19 protein-coding genes are annotated in these 18,420 nt (G+C 58.3%); 17 read left to right on the top strand and 2 right to left on the bottom strand.

Annotation, left to right across the window (positions count from 1 at the left end; all coding sequences use genetic code 11):
* Positions 1 to 155: 155 nt before the first annotated feature.
* The 3 genes from AA74_RS0111210 to queE all read left to right on the top strand — a co-directional run bounded on the left by AA74_RS0111210 (position 156) and on the right by queE (position 3,148).
* Complete coding sequence (locus tag AA74_RS0111210) at positions 156 to 1,715, top strand: PTS transporter subunit EIIC (RefSeq protein WP_023294452.1); 1,560 nt, start codon at positions 156 to 158, stop codon at positions 1,713 to 1,715.
* On the top strand, positions 1,715 to 2,404 hold the full coding sequence (locus AA74_RS0111205) for an N-acetylmannosamine-6-phosphate 2-epimerase (RefSeq protein ID WP_023325983.1): 690 nt from the start codon (positions 1,715 to 1,717) through the stop codon (positions 2,402 to 2,404). The genes AA74_RS0111210 and AA74_RS0111205 overlap by 1 nt, the downstream gene beginning before the upstream one ends.
* A 72-nt stretch (positions 2,405 to 2,476) precedes the next feature.
* On the top strand, positions 2,477 to 3,148 hold the full coding sequence (gene queE, locus AA74_RS0111200) for a 7-carboxy-7-deazaguanine synthase QueE (protein WP_021241905.1): 672 nt from the start codon (positions 2,477 to 2,479) through the stop codon (positions 3,146 to 3,148).
* 88 nt (positions 3,149 to 3,236) lie between these two features.
* On the opposite strand, the gene queD is transcribed toward queE, so the two are convergent.
* A complete protein-coding gene (queD, locus tag AA74_RS0111195) occupies positions 3,237 to 3,599 on the bottom strand; it encodes a 6-carboxytetrahydropterin synthase QueD (protein ID WP_023294450.1) in 363 nt (120 codons plus the stop codon).
* 306 nt (positions 3,600 to 3,905) lie between these two features.
* Here queD and cysJ point away from each other — a divergent pair, with 306 nt between their 5' ends.
* The 3 genes from cysJ to cysH are packed head-to-tail and all read left to right on the top strand — an operon-like array spanning position 3,906 to position 8,173.
* Entirely contained in the window at positions 3,906 to 5,711 is a 1,806-nt protein-coding gene (gene cysJ, locus AA74_RS0111190; protein ID WP_023344814.1) for an NADPH-dependent assimilatory sulfite reductase flavoprotein subunit, read from the top strand.
* Positions 5,711 to 7,423 carry an assimilatory sulfite reductase (NADPH) hemoprotein subunit gene (cysI, locus tag AA74_RS0111185; protein ID WP_008499617.1) on the top strand — a complete coding sequence of 571 codons (1,713 nt, stop codon included), beginning with the start codon at positions 5,711 to 5,713 and terminating at the stop codon, positions 7,421 to 7,423. The genes cysJ and cysI overlap by 1 nt, the downstream gene beginning before the upstream one ends.
* Positions 7,424 to 7,438: 15 nt before the next feature.
* On the top strand, positions 7,439 to 8,173 hold the full coding sequence (gene cysH, locus AA74_RS0111180; protein ID WP_008499616.1) for a phosphoadenosine phosphosulfate reductase: 735 nt from the start codon (positions 7,439 to 7,441) through the stop codon (positions 8,171 to 8,173).
* A gap of 98 nt (positions 8,174 to 8,271) precedes the next feature.
* Here the strand turns inward: cysH and AA74_RS0111175 are convergent, their stop codons facing one another.
* A complete protein-coding gene (locus AA74_RS0111175) occupies positions 8,272 to 9,315 on the bottom strand; it encodes an aminopeptidase (protein WP_008499615.1) in 1,044 nt (347 codons plus the stop codon).
* A 237-nt stretch (positions 9,316 to 9,552) separates the two neighbouring features.
* On the opposite strand from AA74_RS0111175, the gene cysG reads away from it, so the two are divergent.
* From cysG to AA74_RS0111120, 11 genes are all read left to right on the top strand, one after another.
* Entirely contained in the window at positions 9,553 to 10,911 is a 1,359-nt protein-coding gene (gene cysG / locus AA74_RS0111170) for a siroheme synthase CysG (protein ID WP_025912399.1), read from the top strand.
* Between the two features lie 9 nt (positions 10,912 to 10,920).
* The gene (gene cysD / locus AA74_RS0111165; protein WP_008499613.1) at positions 10,921 to 11,829 is read left to right on the top strand and encodes a sulfate adenylyltransferase subunit CysD; all 909 of its coding nucleotides are present in this window, start codon (positions 10,921 to 10,923) and stop codon (positions 11,827 to 11,829) included.
* Positions 11,830 to 11,838: 9 nt separating this feature from the next.
* Positions 11,839 to 13,263 carry a sulfate adenylyltransferase subunit CysN gene (gene cysN, locus AA74_RS0111160; RefSeq protein WP_008499612.1) on the top strand — a complete coding sequence of 475 codons (1,425 nt, stop codon included), beginning with the start codon at positions 11,839 to 11,841 and terminating at the stop codon, positions 13,261 to 13,263.
* On the top strand, positions 13,263 to 13,868 hold the full coding sequence (gene cysC, locus AA74_RS0111155; RefSeq protein ID WP_025912398.1) for an adenylyl-sulfate kinase: 606 nt from the start codon (positions 13,263 to 13,265) through the stop codon (positions 13,866 to 13,868). Before cysN ends, cysC begins: the two co-directional genes overlap by 1 nt.
* Before the next feature lie 58 nt (positions 13,869 to 13,926).
* The gene (locus AA74_RS0111150) at positions 13,927 to 14,253 is read left to right on the top strand and encodes a DUF3561 family protein (protein ID WP_008499610.1); all 327 of its coding nucleotides are present in this window, start codon (positions 13,927 to 13,929) and stop codon (positions 14,251 to 14,253) included.
* A gap of 166 nt (positions 14,254 to 14,419) precedes the next feature.
* The gene (gene ftsB, locus AA74_RS0111145) at positions 14,420 to 14,731 is read left to right on the top strand and encodes a cell division protein FtsB (RefSeq protein WP_008499609.1); all 312 of its coding nucleotides are present in this window, start codon (positions 14,420 to 14,422) and stop codon (positions 14,729 to 14,731) included.
* A 19-nt stretch (positions 14,732 to 14,750) separates the two neighbouring features.
* Complete coding sequence (gene ispD, locus AA74_RS0111140) at positions 14,751 to 15,461, top strand: 2-C-methyl-D-erythritol 4-phosphate cytidylyltransferase (protein ID WP_025912397.1); 711 nt, start codon at positions 14,751 to 14,753, stop codon at positions 15,459 to 15,461.
* Positions 15,461 to 15,940, top strand: coding sequence for a 2-C-methyl-D-erythritol 2,4-cyclodiphosphate synthase (gene ispF / locus AA74_RS0111135; RefSeq protein WP_008499607.1), 480 nt, complete (start codon positions 15,461 to 15,463; stop codon positions 15,938 to 15,940). The genes ispD and ispF overlap by 1 nt, the downstream gene beginning before the upstream one ends.
* Positions 15,937 to 16,986, top strand: coding sequence for a tRNA pseudouridine(13) synthase TruD (truD, locus tag AA74_RS0111130; RefSeq protein WP_025912396.1), 1,050 nt, complete (start codon positions 15,937 to 15,939; stop codon positions 16,984 to 16,986). Before ispF ends, truD begins: the two co-directional genes overlap by 4 nt.
* Positions 16,967 to 17,728: a 5'/3'-nucleotidase SurE gene (gene surE, locus AA74_RS0111125; protein WP_021241911.1), complete on the top strand. Its 762-nt coding sequence runs from the start codon at positions 16,967 to 16,969 to the stop codon at positions 17,726 to 17,728. Before truD ends, surE begins: the two co-directional genes overlap by 20 nt.
* Positions 17,722 to 18,348, top strand: coding sequence for a protein-L-isoaspartate(D-aspartate) O-methyltransferase (locus AA74_RS0111120; protein ID WP_008499604.1), 627 nt, complete (start codon positions 17,722 to 17,724; stop codon positions 18,346 to 18,348). The genes surE and AA74_RS0111120 overlap by 7 nt, the downstream gene beginning before the upstream one ends.
* The last annotated feature ends 72 nt before the right edge of the window (positions 18,349 to 18,420 follow it).

Below are 18,420 nucleotides of genomic sequence, written 5' to 3'. Positions count from 1 at the left end.
TAATGCGTTTCTCTGCGACTAGTGTGGCGGAAAGCGGGGGAAGGATGCCAGTCATTTCGAAAAAGTATGATCGTTGTCCTGGTTTTTGATGATAATTTTCACTATCTAAAATTAATATGGTAAAAATTTTCATCTATTAATGGGGGGATGAAAAAATGATGCAAATATTCAGTGGGGCTTCTTCAGGGGGATGGTTTGAAAAAGCGCAGCGCTTTGGCAAATCCTTTATGTTGCCGATTGCCGTGCTGCCTGCGGCGGGTCTGCTGCTGGGGATAGGCGGCGCGCTATCCAATCCCAACACGCTGGCGGCCTATCCGTTTTTAGACGTGAGCTGGCTGCAGGCCATTTTCACCATCATGAGCAGCGCAGGATCCATCGTGTTTGCGAACCTCTCGGTGCTGTTTGCGGTTGGGGTCGCCGTCGGGCTGGCAAAAAGCGATAAGGGCACGGCGGGGCTGGCGGCGCTTCTCGCGTTTCTGGTGATGAATGCCACCATCAACGCGCTGCTGATCCTCACCGGCAAACTGGCGCATGAGAACCCGGGTGCGGTGGGGCAGGGCATGACGCTGGGTATTCAGACGCTGGAAACCGGCGTCTTTGGCGGCGTGGTGATTGGGCTGGTAACCTGCGCGCTCCATCATCGGTTTAACAAGATTGCACTTCCGCAGTTCCTGGGCTTTTTTGGCGGCTCGCGCTTTGTTCCTATCATCAGCTCGCTGGCGGCGATACTCGTCGGTGCGCTCATGACCGTGGTCTGGCCGCATTTCCAGAAGCTGATTTTTGGTCTCGGCGGGCTGGTGGATGCGACCGGCTATCTGGGCACTTTGCTGTACGGCTTCATTTTACGCATGCTGGGTCCGTTCGGTCTGCACCACATCTTCTATCTGCCTTTCTGGACCACCGCGCTTGGCGGGAGTGAAATCGTCAACGGACACCTCGTGGAAGGCACGCAGCGGATCTTCTTCGCTCAGCTGGCTGACCCGAACACGCAACATTTCTATGAGGGCACGTCACGCTTCATGTCCGGGCGCTTTATTACGATGATGTTTGGCCTGCTCGGGGCGTGCCTGGCGATGTACCACACGGCAAAACCCGAGAACAAAAAACGCGTTGCCGGGCTGCTGCTTTCTGCGGCGTTAACCTCGTTCCTGACCGGGATTACCGAGCCTATCGAATTCTCGTTCCTGTTTATTGCGCCGGTGCTCTACGTCATCCATGCGCTGTTTGACGGGCTGGCATTCATGCTCGCGCACATGCTGCATATCACCATCGGGCAAACCTTCTCCGGCGGTTTCATCGACTTCGTGCTGTTCGGCATTTTGCAGGGAGAAGCCAAAACCAACTGGATGTTCGTTCCGCTGGTCGGCGTACCGTGGTTCTTCCTTTACTACTTTACCTTCCGCTATCTGATTAACCGCTTTGATTTCGCGACGCCAGGTCGGGAAAAGGAGGCGATGGCTGATGAGGTCAGTTTGCCGCAAAACGAACGCGCAGCCGCGGTGATCGCCGGATTAGGCGGAAAAGAGAATCTGGACGAGGTGGACTGCTGCGCCACGCGTCTTCGCGTCACGGTTAAAGACGGCAGCAAAGTGAATGAGTCGGCACTGAAAGCCACCGGGGCGCGCGGCGTTATCGTGCGCGGCAACGGCGTTCAGGTCATTTATGGCCCGCACGTCACGATTATCAAAAACGAAGTGGAAGAGATCTTATCGTAATGAAAACTGTACTGGATACCCTGAAGGGAAAACTGGTCGTCTCCTGTCAGGCGCTGGAAAATGAACCGCTGCACAGCCCGTTTATTATGTCGCGCATGGCGCTGGCTGCGGCACAGGGCGGGGCTGCCGCCATTCGCGCGAACAGCGTGGTGGATATCGAGGCCATCAGGCAGCAGGTGTCTTTGCCCGTCATCGGCATCATCAAACGGGATTATCCCGAAAGCGAGGTGTTTATCACCGCGACAATGAAAGAAGTGGATGAGCTCATGAGCGTCTCGCCGGACATCATTGCGCTTGATGCGACGGCGCGGCCACGTCCCGGCGGAGAATCTCTGGAAACGCTGGTCTCACGCATCCGCGCACGTTATCCCGCGGTGCTGCTGATGGCGGATATCTCCTCCGTGGAGGAAGCCGTGACGGCGCAGGCGCTGGGCTTTGACTGCGTCGGCACCACGCTTTACGGCTACACGGCGGAAACGGCGGGCCATTCACTTCCGGAAAACGACTGCGCGTTCCTGAAGGCGGTGCTGGCCGCCGTGACGGTGCCCGTGGTTGCCGAAGGCAACGTGGATACCCCCGAGCGTGCGGCCAGGTGTCTGGCGCTGGGCGCGCATACGGTGGTGGTCGGCGGCGCGATCACCCGTCCGCAGCAAATCACGGAACGGTTTATGGCGGCGATTGGCGCGTAAAGCACCGATGGAGCATGACCATCCGGCGGGGATCTGCGATACTTATCGTTTATCCCCTTTACTGAGATGACTATGCAGTACCCGATTAACGAGATGTTCCAGACCCTGCAAGGCGAGGGTTACTTTACCGGCGTTCCCGCTATTTTCATTCGTTTACAGGGATGCCCGGTTGGCTGTGCCTGGTGTGATACCAAACATACGTGGGATAAGCTCGCAGATCGGGAAGTGTCGCTGTTTAGCATTCTGGCGAAAACCAAAGAGAGCGATAAGTGGGGCGCGGGCAGTGCCGAAGATCTGCTCGCCATCATTGGTCGTCAGGGCTGGACGGCGCGTCACGTGGTGATCACCGGCGGTGAACCCTGCATCCACGATCTGACGCCGCTGACCGAGCTGCTCGAAAAGAACGGCTACAGCTGCCAGATCGAAACCAGCGGCACCCATGAAGTGCGCTGCTCGCACACCACCTGGGTGACGGTATCGCCAAAAGTGAATATGCGCGGCGGGTATGACGTGCTGTCTCAGGCGCTGGAGCGCGCGGATGAGATTAAGCACCCGGTAGGACGCGTGCGTGATATCGAAGCGCTGGATGAACTGCTGGCCACGCTGACGGACGAAAAGCAGCGGGTCATTGCCCTGCAGCCTATCAGCCAGAAAGACGATGCAACGCGCCTGTGCATTGAAACCTGTATTGCGCGCAACTGGCGCCTGTCGATGCAGACGCACAAGTATCTGAATATCGCCTGAAAAAAAGCCCGGTGGCGCGAGCGCTTACCGGGCCTACGGTTCCAGGCGATTGTAGGCCGGGTAAGGCGAAGCCGCCACCCGGCAAGCATCACTCGCCGCGATAGATGCAGCCCGCGGTGCAGGTCTCTTTGATCATCACCGCGCTCAGCAGCGGTACCCGCGGTTTCATCTGATCCCAAATCCATTTTGCCAGCACCTCGCTGGTCGGGTTTTCAAGGCCCGGGATCTCATTCAGGTAGTAGTGATCCAGACGATCGTAGGTCGGCTTAAACGCCGCCTTCAGCTCGGCAAAATCCATGATCCAACCGGTATGCGGATCAACTTCACCGGTGATCTCAAGACGCACCATGAACGAATGCCCGTGCAGACGGCCACATTTATGCCCTTCAGGGACATGCGGAAGGTGGTGGGCGGCTTCGAAGGTGAAATCTTTAAACAGTGTGGTGGACATGATCGCTCTCAGTAATGCGGAAAAAACCGCCGCATAGTACCGGAAAGCACAATTTTTAGCATTAACTAAAACGGCTCTGAGCGGCAACCGCCTCGTATACGGGGGGTTTATCGCTATTTGTTCTTATATTTCAAATAATTATTTAATCGGTTTTATCGCTAAGCATGACAACCAAAACAGGTTAGTCCATTTGGTTATTTATTATTTCCATCCCTTCTTTAATTGTTATTATCCTCGCCGTTAACCTTATCTTCAGTTTGGATTTATTCGCTTAAAGTCCGCTTGGCTACTGGAACATAACGACGCATGACAACACAGGCCCCACCTTCAAATTTGCTTCCCCTGAACCCGGAGCAACTGGCGCGCCTTCAGGCTGCCACCTCTGATTTTTCTCCCACTCAGCTTGCCTGGGTCTCCGGTTATTTCTGGGGAATGCTCAATCAGCAGCCTGGCGCTGTGGCGGGTGCACCGGCCACGGCCGTAGAAATTCCGGCCATTACTCTGATTTCCGCCTCGCAGACGGGTAACGCCCGCCGCGTGGCCGAAGCGCTGCGTGACGACCTGCTGGCCGCCAGGCTGAACGTGAACCTGGTCAACGCCGGGGATTATAAATTTAAGCAAATCGCGTCAGAAAAACTGCTGGTAGTGGTGGCTTCTACGCAGGGTGAAGGTGAACCCGCAGAAGAAGCGGTGGCGCTGCATAAGTTCCTGTTCTCGAAAAAAGCGCCGAAGCTGGATGGCACGGCGTTTGCCGTCTTTGGCCTGGGCGATACCTCCTATGAATTCTTCTGCCAGTCCGGCAAAGACTTCGACAGCAGGCTGGCGGAGCTGGGCGCAGAGCGCCTGCTGGACCGCGTTGACGCAGATGTCGAATACCAGACCGCCGCCGCTGAATGGCGTGCCCGCATCGTCGACGTGCTAAAAGCGCGCGTGCCGAAAGAGACGTCAGCCCAGGCCGCGTTCACCGCGACGGGTGCTGTTAACGACATCCACACCAGCCCGTACACCAAAGAGGCGCCGCTGGCGGCGAGCCTGTCGGTGAACCAGAAAATTACCGGCCGCGATTCCGAAAAAGACGTTCGCCATATCGAAATCGATCTCGGCGACTCGGGCCTGCGCTATCAGCCTGGCGATGCGTTGGGCGTCTGGTATCAGAACGATCCGGCGCTGGTGAAAGAGCTGGTTGAGCTGCTGTGGCTGAAAGGCGACGAGCCCGTCACCGTTGACGGCAAAACGCAGCCGCTTTCTGAAGCGCTGCAGTGGCATTTTGAGCTGACGGTGAATACCCCGAATATCGTCGAAAATTATGCCACCTTAACGCGCAGCGAATCCCTGCTGCCGCTGGTGGGCGACAAGGCGAAGCTGCAGCATTACGCCGCGACGACGCCGATTGTCGATATGGTGCGCTTCTCTCCGGCTCAGCTGGATGCCGATGCGCTGATCGGCCTGCTGCGTCCGCTGACCCCACGCCTGTATTCCATTGCCTCGTCTCAGGCCGAGGTGGAGAGCGAAGTGCATATCACCGTCGGCGTGGTGCGCTACGACATCGAAGGCCGCGCCCGTACGGGTGGAGCATCGGGCTTCCTGGCTGACCGCGTGGAAGAAGAGGGCGAAGTGCGCGTCTTTATCGAGCACAACGACAACTTCCGCCTGCCGGCAAATCCGGAAACGCCGGTCATCATGATTGGCCCGGGCACCGGCATTGCGCCGTTCCGCGCCTTCATGCAGCAGCGTGCGGCGGATGGCGCACCGGGTAAAAACTGGCTGTTCTTCGGCAACCCACACTTTACGGAAGATTTCCTCTACCAGGTGGAGTGGCAGCGCTATGTGAAAGAAGGCGTACTGACCCGCATCGATCTGGCCTGGTCCCGCGACCAGAAAGAAAAAGTATACGTACAAGACAAACTGCGCGAACAGGGCGCAGAGCTGTGGCGCTGGATCAATGACGGTGCCCACATTTATGTCTGCGGCGACGCTAATCGCATGGCGAAAGACGTTGAGCAGACTTTGCTGGAAGTGATTGCCGAATTCGGCGGTATGGATGCCGAAGCGGCGGATGAATTTTTAAGTGAGCTGCGCGTTGAGCGCCGTTATCAGCGAGATGTCTACTAATGAGCGAAAAACATCCAGGGCCACTGGTGGTCGAAGGTAAACTGACAGACGCCGAGCGCATGAAGCTGGAAAGCAACTATCTGCGTGGCACCATTGCTGAAGATCTGAATGACGGTCTCACCGGCGGTTTCAAAGGCGACAACTTCCTGCTGATCCGTTTCCACGGCATGTACCAGCAGGACGACCGCGACATCCGCGCCGAGCGTGCAGAGCAGAAGCTGGAGCCGCGTCACGCGATGCTGCTGCGCTGCCGTCTGCCGGGTGGGGTGATTACCACCAAACAGTGGCAGGCGATCGACAAGTTTGCCGGTGAAAACACGATCTACGGCAGCATCCGTCTGACCAACCGTCAGACCTTCCAGTTCCACGGCATTCTGAAGAAGAACGTCAAGCCGGTGCACCAGATGCTGCACTCCGTTGGGCTGGACGCGCTGGCGACCGCCAACGACATGAACCGTAACGTGCTCTGCACCTCGAACCCGTATGAGTCCGAGTTGCACGCTGAAGCGTACGAGTGGGCGAAGAAGATCTCCGAGCACCTGCTGCCGCGCACGCGCGCCTATGCGGAGATCTGGCTCGATCAGGAAAAAGTCGCGACTACGGACGAAGAACCGATCCTCGGTCAGACCTACCTGCCGCGTAAGTTTAAAACCACGGTAGTGATCCCGCCGCAGAACGATATCGACCTGCACGCCAACGACATGAACTTCGTGGCGATTGCCGAAAACGGCAAGCTGGTGGGCTTTAACCTGCTGGTGGGCGGCGGCCTGTCCATTGAGCACGGTAACAAGAAAACCTATGCCCGCACCGCGAGCGAGTTCGGCTTCCTGCCGCTGGAGCATACGCTGGCCGTGGCGGAAGCGGTGGTGACGACCCAGCGCGACTGGGGTAACCGTACCGACCGTAAAAACGCGAAAACCAAATACACCCTGGAGCGCGTGGGCGTGGAGACGTTCAAAGCGGAAGTGGAGCGTCGCGCGGGCATCAAGTTTGAGCCGATCCGCCCTTACGAATTCACCGGTCGCGGCGATCGCATTGGCTGGGTGAAGGGTATCGACAATAAATGGCACCTGACGCTGTTTATCGAAAACGGCCGTATTCTGGATTATCCGGGGCGTCCGCTGAAAACCGGTCTGCTGGAAATTGCGAAGATCCATAAGGGCGAGTTCCGCATCACCGCTAACCAGAACCTGATCATTGCCGGCGTGCCGGAAAGCCAGAAGGCGAAGATCGAGAAGCTGGCGCGCGAACATGGGTTGATGGATGCGGTGAAGCCGCAGCGTGAAAACTCAATGGCCTGCGTGTCGTTCCCGACCTGCCCGCTGGCGATGGCCGAAGCGGAACGTTTCCTGCCGTCATTCACTGACAAGGTAGAAGCGATTCTGGAAAAACACGGCATTCCGGACGAGCATATTGTTATGCGCGTGACGGGCTGCCCGAACGGTTGCGGTCGCGCGATGCTGGCCGAACTGGGGCTGGTGGGGAAAGCGCCGGGGCGCTACAACCTGCACCTAGGCGGTAACCGTATCGGCACGCGCATTCCGCGTATGTTCCGCGAGAACATCACCGAGCCGGAAATTCTTGATTCCATCGACGAGCTTGTCGGGCGCTGGGCGAAAGAGCGCGAAGCGGGTGAAGGCTTCGGCGACTTTACGGTGCGTGCGGGCATCATTCGCCCGGTGCTCGATCCCGCCAGGGATTTCTGGGAGTAAACACGAGAGGTAATTATGTCCGTACTCGATCTAAACGCCCTTAATGACCTGCCAAAAGTCGAACGTATTCTGGCGCTGGCAGAAACCAATGCCCACCTTGAAAAGCTGGACGCCGAAGGGCGCGTGGCGTGGGCCCTGGAAAACCTGCCGGGAGAGTATGTGCTCTCGTCGAGCTTTGGTATTCAGGCGGCGGTCAGCCTGCATCTGGTGAATCAGATCCGTCCGGACATTCCGGTGATCCTCACCGATACCGGCTATCTGTTCCCGGAAACCTATCAGTTTATTGACGAGCTGACGGACAAGCTCAGGCTGAACCTCAAGGTCTACCGCGCGACGGAAAGCGCGGCCTGGCAGGAGGCGCGCTACGGCAAGCTGTGGGAGCAGGGCGTTGAGGGCATTGAGAAATACAATGAGATCAACAAGGTCGAGCCGATGAACCGGGCGCTGAAAGAGCTTAATGCCCAGACGTGGTTTGCGGGTCTGCGCCGCGAGCAGTCCGGTAGCCGGGCAACCTTACCGGTGCTGGCGGTGCAGCGCGGGGTCTTTAAAGTGCTGCCGATTATCGACTGGGATAACCGGACGGTGTACCAGTACCTGCAAAAGCACGGGCTGAAATACCATCCGCTGTGGGACCAGGGCTATCTGTCGGTGGGCGATACCCACACCACGCGTAAGTGGGAACCGGGCATGGCGGAAGAAGAGACGCGATTCTTCGGGCTGAAGCGCGAGTGCGGGTTGCACGAAGGGTGATAACCTTTTTGCCCGGTGGCGCTGCGCTTACCGGGCCTACAAAGTCTCGTTCCATATGTAGGCCCGGTAAGGCGTAGCCGCCACCGGGCTTAACGGCCTCAGGCTTTCCCCGCTTTCGCCAGCTCCTTCACCAGCGGCAGCATCACCTTCACCACATCACGACTGCGGTGTTCAATCCGCTGCGGCAGCGCGCGATCGATGTGCTGCTGATTGTCCAGCATCACGTTGTGCCAGCTCGTCCCGTCCGGGAAGGCCTTCGATTTAGCCCGCTGCTGGTAGCCATCTTTTTTGCCCAGCGCCCAGTTTGTCGCTTCCACGTACAGCACCGGAATGCCCGCCTTATCGAACACTTCCCCGTCGTTGCAGCAGCCTGTGCCTCGCGGATAATCCGGGTTACCGCCGGGATTGCTGGTGGCATAAACACCATGGCTGCGGGCTATCGCCAGCGCCCGGTCGCGCGTCAGTTTCCGCACGGTACCCGGCGTACTCTGCCCGCTGTTGAAATAGAGCTTGTCGCCGACGATCAGGTTGTCGAGGTTAATCACCAGCAGCGTATTTTTCTTCTCCTCAGCGCTCATACGCTTAAGGAGATTCTCAGCGCCGAGTTTGCCCTCTTCCTCACCGCTGGTGGCAACAAAACGAATGCCATATTGGGTGGGAATATCTTTCATCCGCTCGGCCAGTTCGAGCATCACGCCCAGGCCTGCGGCATTATCGTCCATGCCCTGCAGCGTCAGCCCGCCAAGATTGTTATCCGTATCGGCGTCACTCATCGGGGCGTAGGTATCAAGGTGCGCCATAATGATAATTTGCTCTTTTGCGCTGCCTTCGTGGGCCGCAATCACCGTACTGCCGGTCACGTTATGCCAGTTTTTCGTTTTATTGCGTGAGGTATAGACGTAGCGGCTGTGAAACGATCGGATATCGCTCTGGTAACCCATGTCGGCAAACTGCTGGCGAAGATAGTCCGCGGAGAGCATTTCCGCAGGCGATCCGGTCATTCGGCCAGGGAAAACGGTGGCAATATGCCGCGCCTGCATAGTGGCGATTTCACCATAAGGTTGGTTTTTTGCCTGGGCAGGAAGAATAAAGCAAACGCCGAGCGCCAGGGCAGCAATACGGTGGCGCGTTGCGGAAAACATAGTGAGTCCTTAAAAACAGAGCAAAATAATAACCCGCCTAGTATGAAACTGTGATCGACCATACACAATTTGAATCGTTCTTAAATGCCCGAAATTTCGCGCGTTAAGCACTTTTTGGTATTAGCTTTTTCACAGCGTTATTCCATTGAGTAACTACTCATTCCAATTCGTAATTTCATTCGGTCTAAGCCGCCCCCTATAGTCCCTCTATTCCTCGTTGTTAGTGAGTTGTTGCCTGTGGACTATCTGCCCTTATTTGCTGCGATTAAAGAGAAACCGGTGCTGGTGGTTGGCACGGGTGAAATCGCCGATCGCAAAATCGCGTTTCTGCAGCGCGCAGGGGCCCAGGTGAAAGTCGTTGAAGAGGCGGATTTCGACGAGTCACAAATCGACAGCGTCGTGCTGGTAATTGCGGCGACCGACGATCGTGAACTGAACCAGCGGATCTCCGACGCCGCTCAGGCCCGTTACCGCCTGGTGAACGTGGTGGATGACCAGCCTTTATGCTCGTTTATTTTCCCGTCGATCGTTGACCGCTCGCCGCTGCTGGTGGCGATCTCCTCCGGCGGTACCGCACCGGTGCTGGCGCGCGTGCTGCGGGAAAAAATCGAAGCGCTGCTGCCGACCAGCCTCGGGCGCATGGCGGAGAAAGCCAGCTACTGGCGCAACCATCTGAAAACCCGCCTGACCAGCGTGACGGAACGCCGTCGCTTCTGGGAACGCGTGTTTCGCGGCCGCTTTGCCAGCCTGATGCATGCCGGTAATGAGACAGCGGCGCAGAAAATCCTCGAGGACGAACTGGATAACCCCGGCAGTACGGGCGGGGAGATCATTCTGGTGGGCGCGGGGCCGGGCGATGCCGGGCTCCTGACGCTGCGCGGCCTGCAGGTGCTGCAGGATGCGGACGTGGTGTTCTACGACCATCTGGTCACCGACGGCGTGCGCGAGCTGATCCGTCGCGACGCGGAGCAAATCTGCGTCGGCAAACGGGCGGGTGAGCACTCGGTGCCGCAGCACGACACCAACCAGATGCTAATTGACGCCGCGAAAGCGGGCAAAACCGTGGTGCGCCTGAAGGGGGGCGATCCGTTCATTTTCGGTCGCGGCGGCGAAGAGCTGCAGGCGGCAGCTGAAGCGGGCGTTCCGTTCCAGGTGGTGCCCGGCATCACGGCGGCTTCTGCGGTAACGGCCTACGCCGGTATCCCGTTGACCCACCGCGATTACGCCCAGAGCGTCACCTTTGTGACCGGCCACTACAAGGCGGACAGCACGCCGTTCGACTGGTCGCATCTCGCCCAGAGCCGCCAGACGCTGGCGATATACATGGGCACGATGAAGGCCGCGGACATCAGCGAACAGCTTATTCAGCACGGTCGCGAGGCGACGACCCCCGTTGCCGTCATTTCTCGCGGCACGCGCGTCGATCAGCATGTTGCTGTCGGCACACTTCAAGACCTTGCAACCCTGGCGAAAGACGCCCCGATGCCCGCCCTGATCGTGGTGGGGGAAGTGGTGCAGCTGCACAGCACGCTCGCCTGGTTTCAGCACACAACCGATACAGAAGGCTTTGGTTCTTCTGTTGTAAATTTGGCTTAAGGAACGGTTATGGACCAAAAACGTCTTACACACCTGCGGCAGCTCGAAGCGGAAAGTATCCATATTATCCGCGAAGTGGCCGCCGAGTTTTCTAACCCGGTGATGATGTACTCCATCGGTAAAGATTCCAGCGTCATGCTGCATCTGGCGCGTAAAGCGTTTTATCCGGGCACGCTGCCGTTCCCGCTGCTGCACGTGGACACCGGCTGGAAATTCCGCGAGATGTACGAGTTCCGCGATCGTACCGCGAAAGCCTACGGCTGCGAGCTGCTGGTGCATAAAAATCCGGAAGGGGTGGCGATGGGTATTAACCCGTTCGTGCACGGCAGCGCCAAACACACCGATATCATGAAAACCGAAGGGCTGAAGCAGGCGCTGAACAAATACGGTTTTGATGCGGCCTTCGGCGGCGCGCGTCGTGACGAAGAGAAATCCCGCGCCAAAGAGCGTATCTACTCCTTCCGCGACCGCTTCCACCGCTGGGACCCCAAAAACCAGCGTCCGGAGCTGTGGCACAACTACAACGGTCAGATCAACAAAGGCGAAAGCATCCGCGTCTTCCCGCTCTCCAACTGGACCGAGCTGGATATCTGGCAGTACATCTATCTGGAAAACATCGAGATCGTTCCGCTGTACCTGGCCGCCGAGCGCCCGGTGCTGGAGCGCGACGGCATGCTGATGATGATCGATGACGATCGCATCGACCTGCAGCCGGGCGAAGTGATCAAAAAACAGATGGTGCGTTTCCGCACCCTCGGCTGCTGGCCGCTGACCGGCGCGGTGGAATCCAACGCCCAGACGCTGCCGGAGATCATCGAAGAGATGCTGGTGTCGACCACCAGCGAGCGACAGGGGCGCGTGATTGACCGCGACCAGGCAGGCTCCATGGAGCTGAAGAAACGTCAGGGTTATTTCTAAGGAGCCGCCATGAATACCACTATTGCTCAACAAATTGCCAACGAAGGCGGCGTGGAAGCGTATCTGCATGCGCAACAACACAAAAGCCTGCTGCGTTTTCTGACCTGCGGCAGCGTGGATGACGGGAAAAGTACCCTGATTGGCCGCCTGCTGCACGATACGCGCCAGATTTACGAAGATCAGCTCTCTTCCCTGCATAACGACAGTAAGCGTCACGGTACCCAGGGCGAAAAGCTGGATCTGGCGCTGCTGGTTGACGGCCTGCAGGCGGAGCGCGAGCAGGGCATCACGATTGACGTGGCCTACCGCTATTTCTCTACCGAGAAGCGCAAATTTATTATTGCCGACACCCCGGGGCACGAACAGTACACCCGCAATATGGCGACCGGCGCGTCGACCTGTGACCTGGCGATCCTGCTGATCGACGCCCGTAAAGGCGTGCTGGATCAGACCCGTCGCCACAGCTTTATCTCCACGCTGCTGGGGATCAAACACCTGGTGGTGGCGGTCAACAAGATGGATCTGGTGAACTTCAGCGAAGAGAAGTTCGAGGAGATCCGCCAGAGCTACCTGACCTTTGCCGAACAGCTGCCGGGCAACCTGGATATCCGCTTTGTGCCGCTCTCGGCGCTGGAAGGGGATAACGTCGCCTCCCAGAGCGCGAACATGCCGTGGTACAGCGGCCCGACGCTGCTGGAGGTGCTGGAGACGGTTGAAATTCAGCGCGTGGTCGACACTCAGCCGATGCGCTTCCCGGTGCAGTACGTCAACCGTCCAAACCTTGATTTCCGCGGCTTCTCCGGCACGATTGCCTCCGGGACCGTGAAGGTAGGGCAGCGCGTCAAGGTGCTGCCATCCGGCGTGGAATCGACCATCGCACGCATCGTCACCTTCGACGGTGACCTGCAGGACGCAGGCGCCGGTGAAGCGGTTACGCTGGTGCTGAAAGACGAGATTGATATCAGCCGGGGCGATCTACTGGTGGATGCCCAGGAAACGCTGGCCGCCGTGCAGGGGGCTTCCGTGGATGTGGTGTGGATGGCGGAACAGCCGCTGACGCCGGGCCAGAGCTACGACATCAAAATCGCCGGCAAGAAGACCCGCGCTCGCGTGGACGGTATTCAGTTCCAGGTGGACATCAACAACCTGACCCAGCGCGAGGTCACCGAGCTGCCGCTGAACGGTATTGGTCTGGTCGATCTGACCTTTGACGAACCGCTGGTGCTGGATCCGTATCAGCAAAATCCGGTGACGGGCGGGCTTATCTTTATTGACCGCCTGACGAACGTCACCGTCGGCGCGGGGATGGTCCGTGAGCCAAACGAACAGGCGTCCGCAGCTTCAGAATTCAGCGCCTTTGAGCTGGAACTGAACGCGCTGGTGCGTAAGCACTTCCCGCACTGGGGCGCGCGCGATCTGCTGGGAGGCAAGTAATGGCTGCCCATGATGAGAACGTCGTCTGGCATCCTCATCCGGTCACCGTCGCCCAGCGCGAACAGCTCCACGGTCACCGTGGAGTTGTGCTGTGGTTTACCGGGCTGTCCGGCTCGGGTAAATCGACGGTGGCGGGCGCGCTGGAAGAGGCGCTGTATCAGCAGGGCGTAAGCACGTACCTGCTGGATGGCGACAACGTGCGCCATGGCCTGTGCAGCGATTTAGGGTTCAGCGACGACGACCGCAAAGAGAACATCCGCCGGGTCGGGGAGGTCGCCAGCCTGATGGCCGACGCCGGGCTGGTGGTGCTGACCGCATTTATCTCTCCACACCGCGCCGAGCGCCAGATGGTGCGCGAACGGGTCGGTCAGGATCGCTTTATCGAAGTGTTTGTGGATACGCCGCTGGAGGTTTGCGAAGCGCGCGACCCGAAAGGGCTGTACAAAAAAGCGCGTGCCGGAGAATTGCGCAACTTCACCGGCATTGACGCGGTATACGAAGCGCCTGAATCGCCAGAAATTCACCTGGAGGGTCAACAATTGGTAACAAATTTAGTAAGCCAATTATTAGACCTGCTCAGACGGGACGATATTATCAGATCCTGAGACGGTATCGTTCGGGAGCTGTCTTCCCGAACGATGAGTCACGGTCACAGGACTAGCTATGCGCAACAGTGAACATTACATCACCACCACCGGGTCGGAGCCGCTTGCGACCGACGACGAAACGACCTGGTCATTTCCTGGGGCCATCATTGGCTTCGTCTCATGGTTGCTGGCGCTGGGTATCCCGTTTCTTATCTACGGCGGCAACACGCTGTTCTTCTTTCTCTACACCTGGCCTTTCTTTCTGGCGCTGATGCCCGTGGCGGTTGTCGTCGGCATTGCGCTTCACTCGCTGCTCAACGGCAAGCTCCTGTACAGTACCGTGGTCACGATTGTGACGGTGGTGCTGATGTTTGGTCTGTTATTTTTGTGGCTCATGGGCTAACTTCAGCCATAATTCAAACCGTAACCAACTGTGTAACGATATTGAGCAGGACGATTCTGCGGAAAAAATGTGGTACATTTGCCCGCGATGTTGCGGCATCTCTGTTACCCCGGCGTAGTGCTCTGGGGAAGTCTTGGGATGATGATGCCGTTTTTCAGGGGGCAGGATGGGTAAACTAACGCTGCTGTTGCTGGCTTTGCTAATCTGGCTGCAATATTCGCTGTGGTTCGGTAAGAACGGACTGCACGACTATAGCCGGGTGAGCGATGACGTCGCAGCTCAGCAGGCAACAAACGCCAAACTTAAGGCGCGAAACGATCAACTCTTCGCTGAAATTGATGACCTCAATGGCGGGCAAGAGGCGATTGAGGAACGCGCACGCAATGAACTCAGTATGACTAAGCCGGGCGAAACCTTTTATCGTCTGGTTCCGGATGCGTCTAAACGCAATCAGGGCTCAGCACAAAACAATCGATAATCAGGCCCAGGATTACGACATGGCAGTAACTTTTTCGGACGTATGCGCCGTGGTGCCGGCCGCAGGTTTTGGCCGGCGCATGCAGACAGAATGTCCCAAGCAATACCTCTCTATTGGCGATAAAACGATCCTCGAGCACGCCGTGGCGGCGCTGCTGGCGCACCCGCGGGTGACGCACGTGGTCATCGCCATCAGTTCCGGCGATGCCCGCTTTGCGCAGCTGCCGCTGGCAAACCACCCACAGATTACCGTTGTCGATGGCGGTGCCGAGCGCGCCGATTCCGTGCTGGCAGGCATTCAGGCGGCCGGTAACGCGCCGTGGGTGCTGGTGCATGACGCGGCGCGTCCGTGCCTGCATCAGGACGATCTCGCTCGCCTGCTGGCATTGAGCGAAACCAGCAAAGTGGGCGGCATTCTGGCCGCTCCCGTGCGCGACACCATGAAGCGTGCCGAGCCGGGCAAACGGGCTATCGCCCACACCGTCGATCGCGTCGATCTATGGCACGCGCTGACGCCGCAATTTTTCCCCCGCGAACTGCTCCACGACTGCTTAACGCGCGCGCTTAACGAAGGTGCGACCATCACGGACGAAGCTTCTGCGCTGGAGTACTGCGGTTTCCACCCTGAGCTTGTTGAAGGACGTGCTGATAATATTAAAGTGACGCGTCCGGAAGATTTACAGCTCGCGGAATTTTATCTTACCCGTTCGACCCATCAGGAGAAGGCATAATGCGAATTGGACACGGTTTTGATGTACACGCCTTTGGCGGCGAAGGCCCAATTATCATTGGCGGCGTGCGCATTCCTTATGAAAAAGGGCTACTGGCGCATTCTGATGGCGACGTGGCGCTGCATGCGCTGACCGACGCGCTGCTGGGCGCGGCCGCACTGGGTGATATCGGCAAGCTGTTCCCGGACACCGATCCGGCGTTTAAAGGGGCGGACAGCCGTGAACTGCTGCGCGAAGCGTGGCGCCGCATCCAGGCGAAAGGCTACACCCTTGGCAACGTCGACGTGACGATTATCGCTCAGGCCCCAAAAATGCTGCCGCACATTCCGCAGATGCGCGTATTTATTGCAGAAGATCTGGGCTGCCATATGGACGACGTGAACGTCAAAGCGACGACGACCGAGAAGCTGGGCTTTACCGGTCGCGGCGAAGGGATTGCCTGTGAAGCCGTGGCGCTGCTGGTGAAGGCGAGCAAATGACAGACTTTGACAACCTGACATACCTGCACGGTAAGCCGCAGGGGAGCGGGGTGCTGAAAGCCAGCCCTGAAGATTTCCTCGTGGTCGAGGATCTGGGCTTTGAGCCGGATGGCGAAGGCGAACATATCCTGGTGCGTATTCTGAAAAATGGCTGCAATACCCGCTTTGTGGCCGACGCGCTGGCAAAATTCCTCAAAATTCATGCCCGCGAGGTGAGCTTTGCCGGGCAGAAAGATAAACACGCCGTCACGGAACAGTGGCTCTGCGCGCGCGTTCCCGGCAATGCGATGCCTGATTTAAGCAAATTTGAGCTTGAGGGCTGTAAGGTACTGGAATATGCCCGCCACAAGCGCAAACTGCGTCTGGGCGCGTTAAAAGGCAACGCGTTTACGCTGGTGCTGCGCGAAGTGACTGACCGTGAAGACGTTGAAAAACGCCTGAATGCCATCAGCGACCGCGGCGTACCGAACTACTTTGGCGCCCAGCGCTTTGGCATCGGCGGCAGCAACCTGCAGGGCGCACTGCGCTGGGCGCAAAGCGACGCGCCGGTGCGTGACAGGAATAAACGCAGTTTTTGGTTGTCGGCGGCCCGCAGTGCGTTGTTTAATCAGATTGTGAGCGAAAGGCTGAAAAAACCGGACGCGAATCAAGTTGTTGTTGGCGATGCGCTACAATTAGCGGGACGCGGAAGCTGGTTTGTGGCAACGGCCGAAGAGATGGCCGATGTCCAGTCGCGCGTGGACGCAAAAGGGCTGCTGATCACCGCCGCGTTGCCCGGTACGGGCGACTGGGGAACCCAGGGGGAGGCCCTGGCCGCCGAGCTGTCAGCCGTGGCGGATGCGCCAGAATTGCAGTCCTTGCTGGTGCGGGAAAAAGTCGACGCGGCACGCCGCGCGATGCTGCTCTATCCGCAGCAGTTAAGCTGGAACTGGTGGGATGACGTGACCGTCGAGTTACGCTTCTGGCTGCCGGCAGGCAGCTTTGCCACCAGTGTTGTCAGGGAACTTATCAACACCTCGGGTGATTATGCGAATATTGCTGAGTAACGATGACGGGATCCACGCGCCAGGCATTCAGACCCTGGCGAAACACCTCCGTGAGTTTGCGGATGTGCAGGTCGTGGCGCCCGATCGTAACCGCAGTGGAGCGTCTAACTCACTGACGCTGGAGTCGTCGCTTCGCACCTTTACCTTTGAAAATGGCGATATTGCCGTACAGATGGGCACGCCAACCGACTGTGTTTTTCTGGGCGTGAACGCGCTGATGCGGCCGCGTCCGGATATCGTCGTCTCCGGCATTAACGCCGGGCCTAACCTCGGCGATGACGTGATTTACTCCGGCACCGTGGCGGCCGCAATGGAAGGCCGCCATCTGGGATTCCCGGCGCTGGCGGTCTCGTTGAACGGCTACACGCACTACGACACCGCCGCCGCGGTGACCTGTTCGATCCTGCGGGCGCTCGGCCGCGAGCCGTTGCGTACCGGACGCATCCTCAACATCAACGTGCCGGATCTTCCTCTCGATGAAATTAAAGGCATCCGCGTCACCCGTTGCGGGAGTCGACATCCTGCCGATCAGGTGATCCCGCAGCAGGATCCGCGCGGCAACACGCTTTACTGGATCGGCCCTCCTGGCGATAAGTGCGATGCGGGTCCGGATACCGACTTTGCCGCCGTGGAGGAAGGCTATGTTTCGGTTACCCCGCTGCACGTAGATTTAACCGCGTATAGCGCGCATGATGTGGTGTCGGGCTGGCTGGATCGCGCAGGAGTGAACGCGCAATGGTAAACAAACGTGTACAAACTCTTCTGGAACAACTACGCGCGCAGGGGATCCGCGACGAGCACGTGCTTGAAGCGCTCGCCCTGGTTCCGCGTGAGAAATTTGTAGACGAGGCGTTTGAACACAAAGCGTGGGAAAACGTGGCGCTGCCCATCGGGCAGGGCCAGACGATTTCGCAGCCTTACATGGTGGCTCGCATGACGGAGCTGCTGGAGCTGACGCCCGACTCCCGCGTGCTGGAGATTGGCACCGGGTCGGGGTATCAGACCGCGATCCTGGCGCATCTCGTTCATCACGTATGCTCCGTTGAGCGGATCAAAGGTTTACAGTGGCAGGCGCGTCGTCGCCTGAAACAACTTGATTTACATAATGTTTCGACACGACACGGTGATGGATGGCAGGGTTGGAAGGCTCGCGCCCCGTTTGACGCGATCATCGTGACGGCGGCCCCGCCAGAAATTCCAGCTGCCCTGTTGTCGCAGCTGGATGAGGGGGGCATTCTGGTTCTGCCTGTCGGGGACGAGCAGCAGCTGTTGAAGCGCGTTCGTCGGCGCGGCGGCGAGTTTATTATCGACACCGTGGAAGCCGTGCGCTTTGTGCCTCTGGTGAAGGGGGAGTTGGCCTGAGACTCGGAATTATCCAGGGTTATTAAGGCAAATTCAGCGTATGGTGTGGCGCGAAAGATTCGTGCCATCACG

Origin of the sequence: Enterobacter sp. 5-4, assembly GCF_000612205.1 — a bacterium.
GTDB classification, from domain to species: Bacteria; Pseudomonadota; Gammaproteobacteria; order Enterobacterales; family Enterobacteriaceae; genus Enterobacter; species Enterobacter roggenkampii.
The sequence above is the reverse complement of the archived record's forward strand: the minus strand, read 5'-3'. Positions and strand labels throughout refer to the sequence as shown.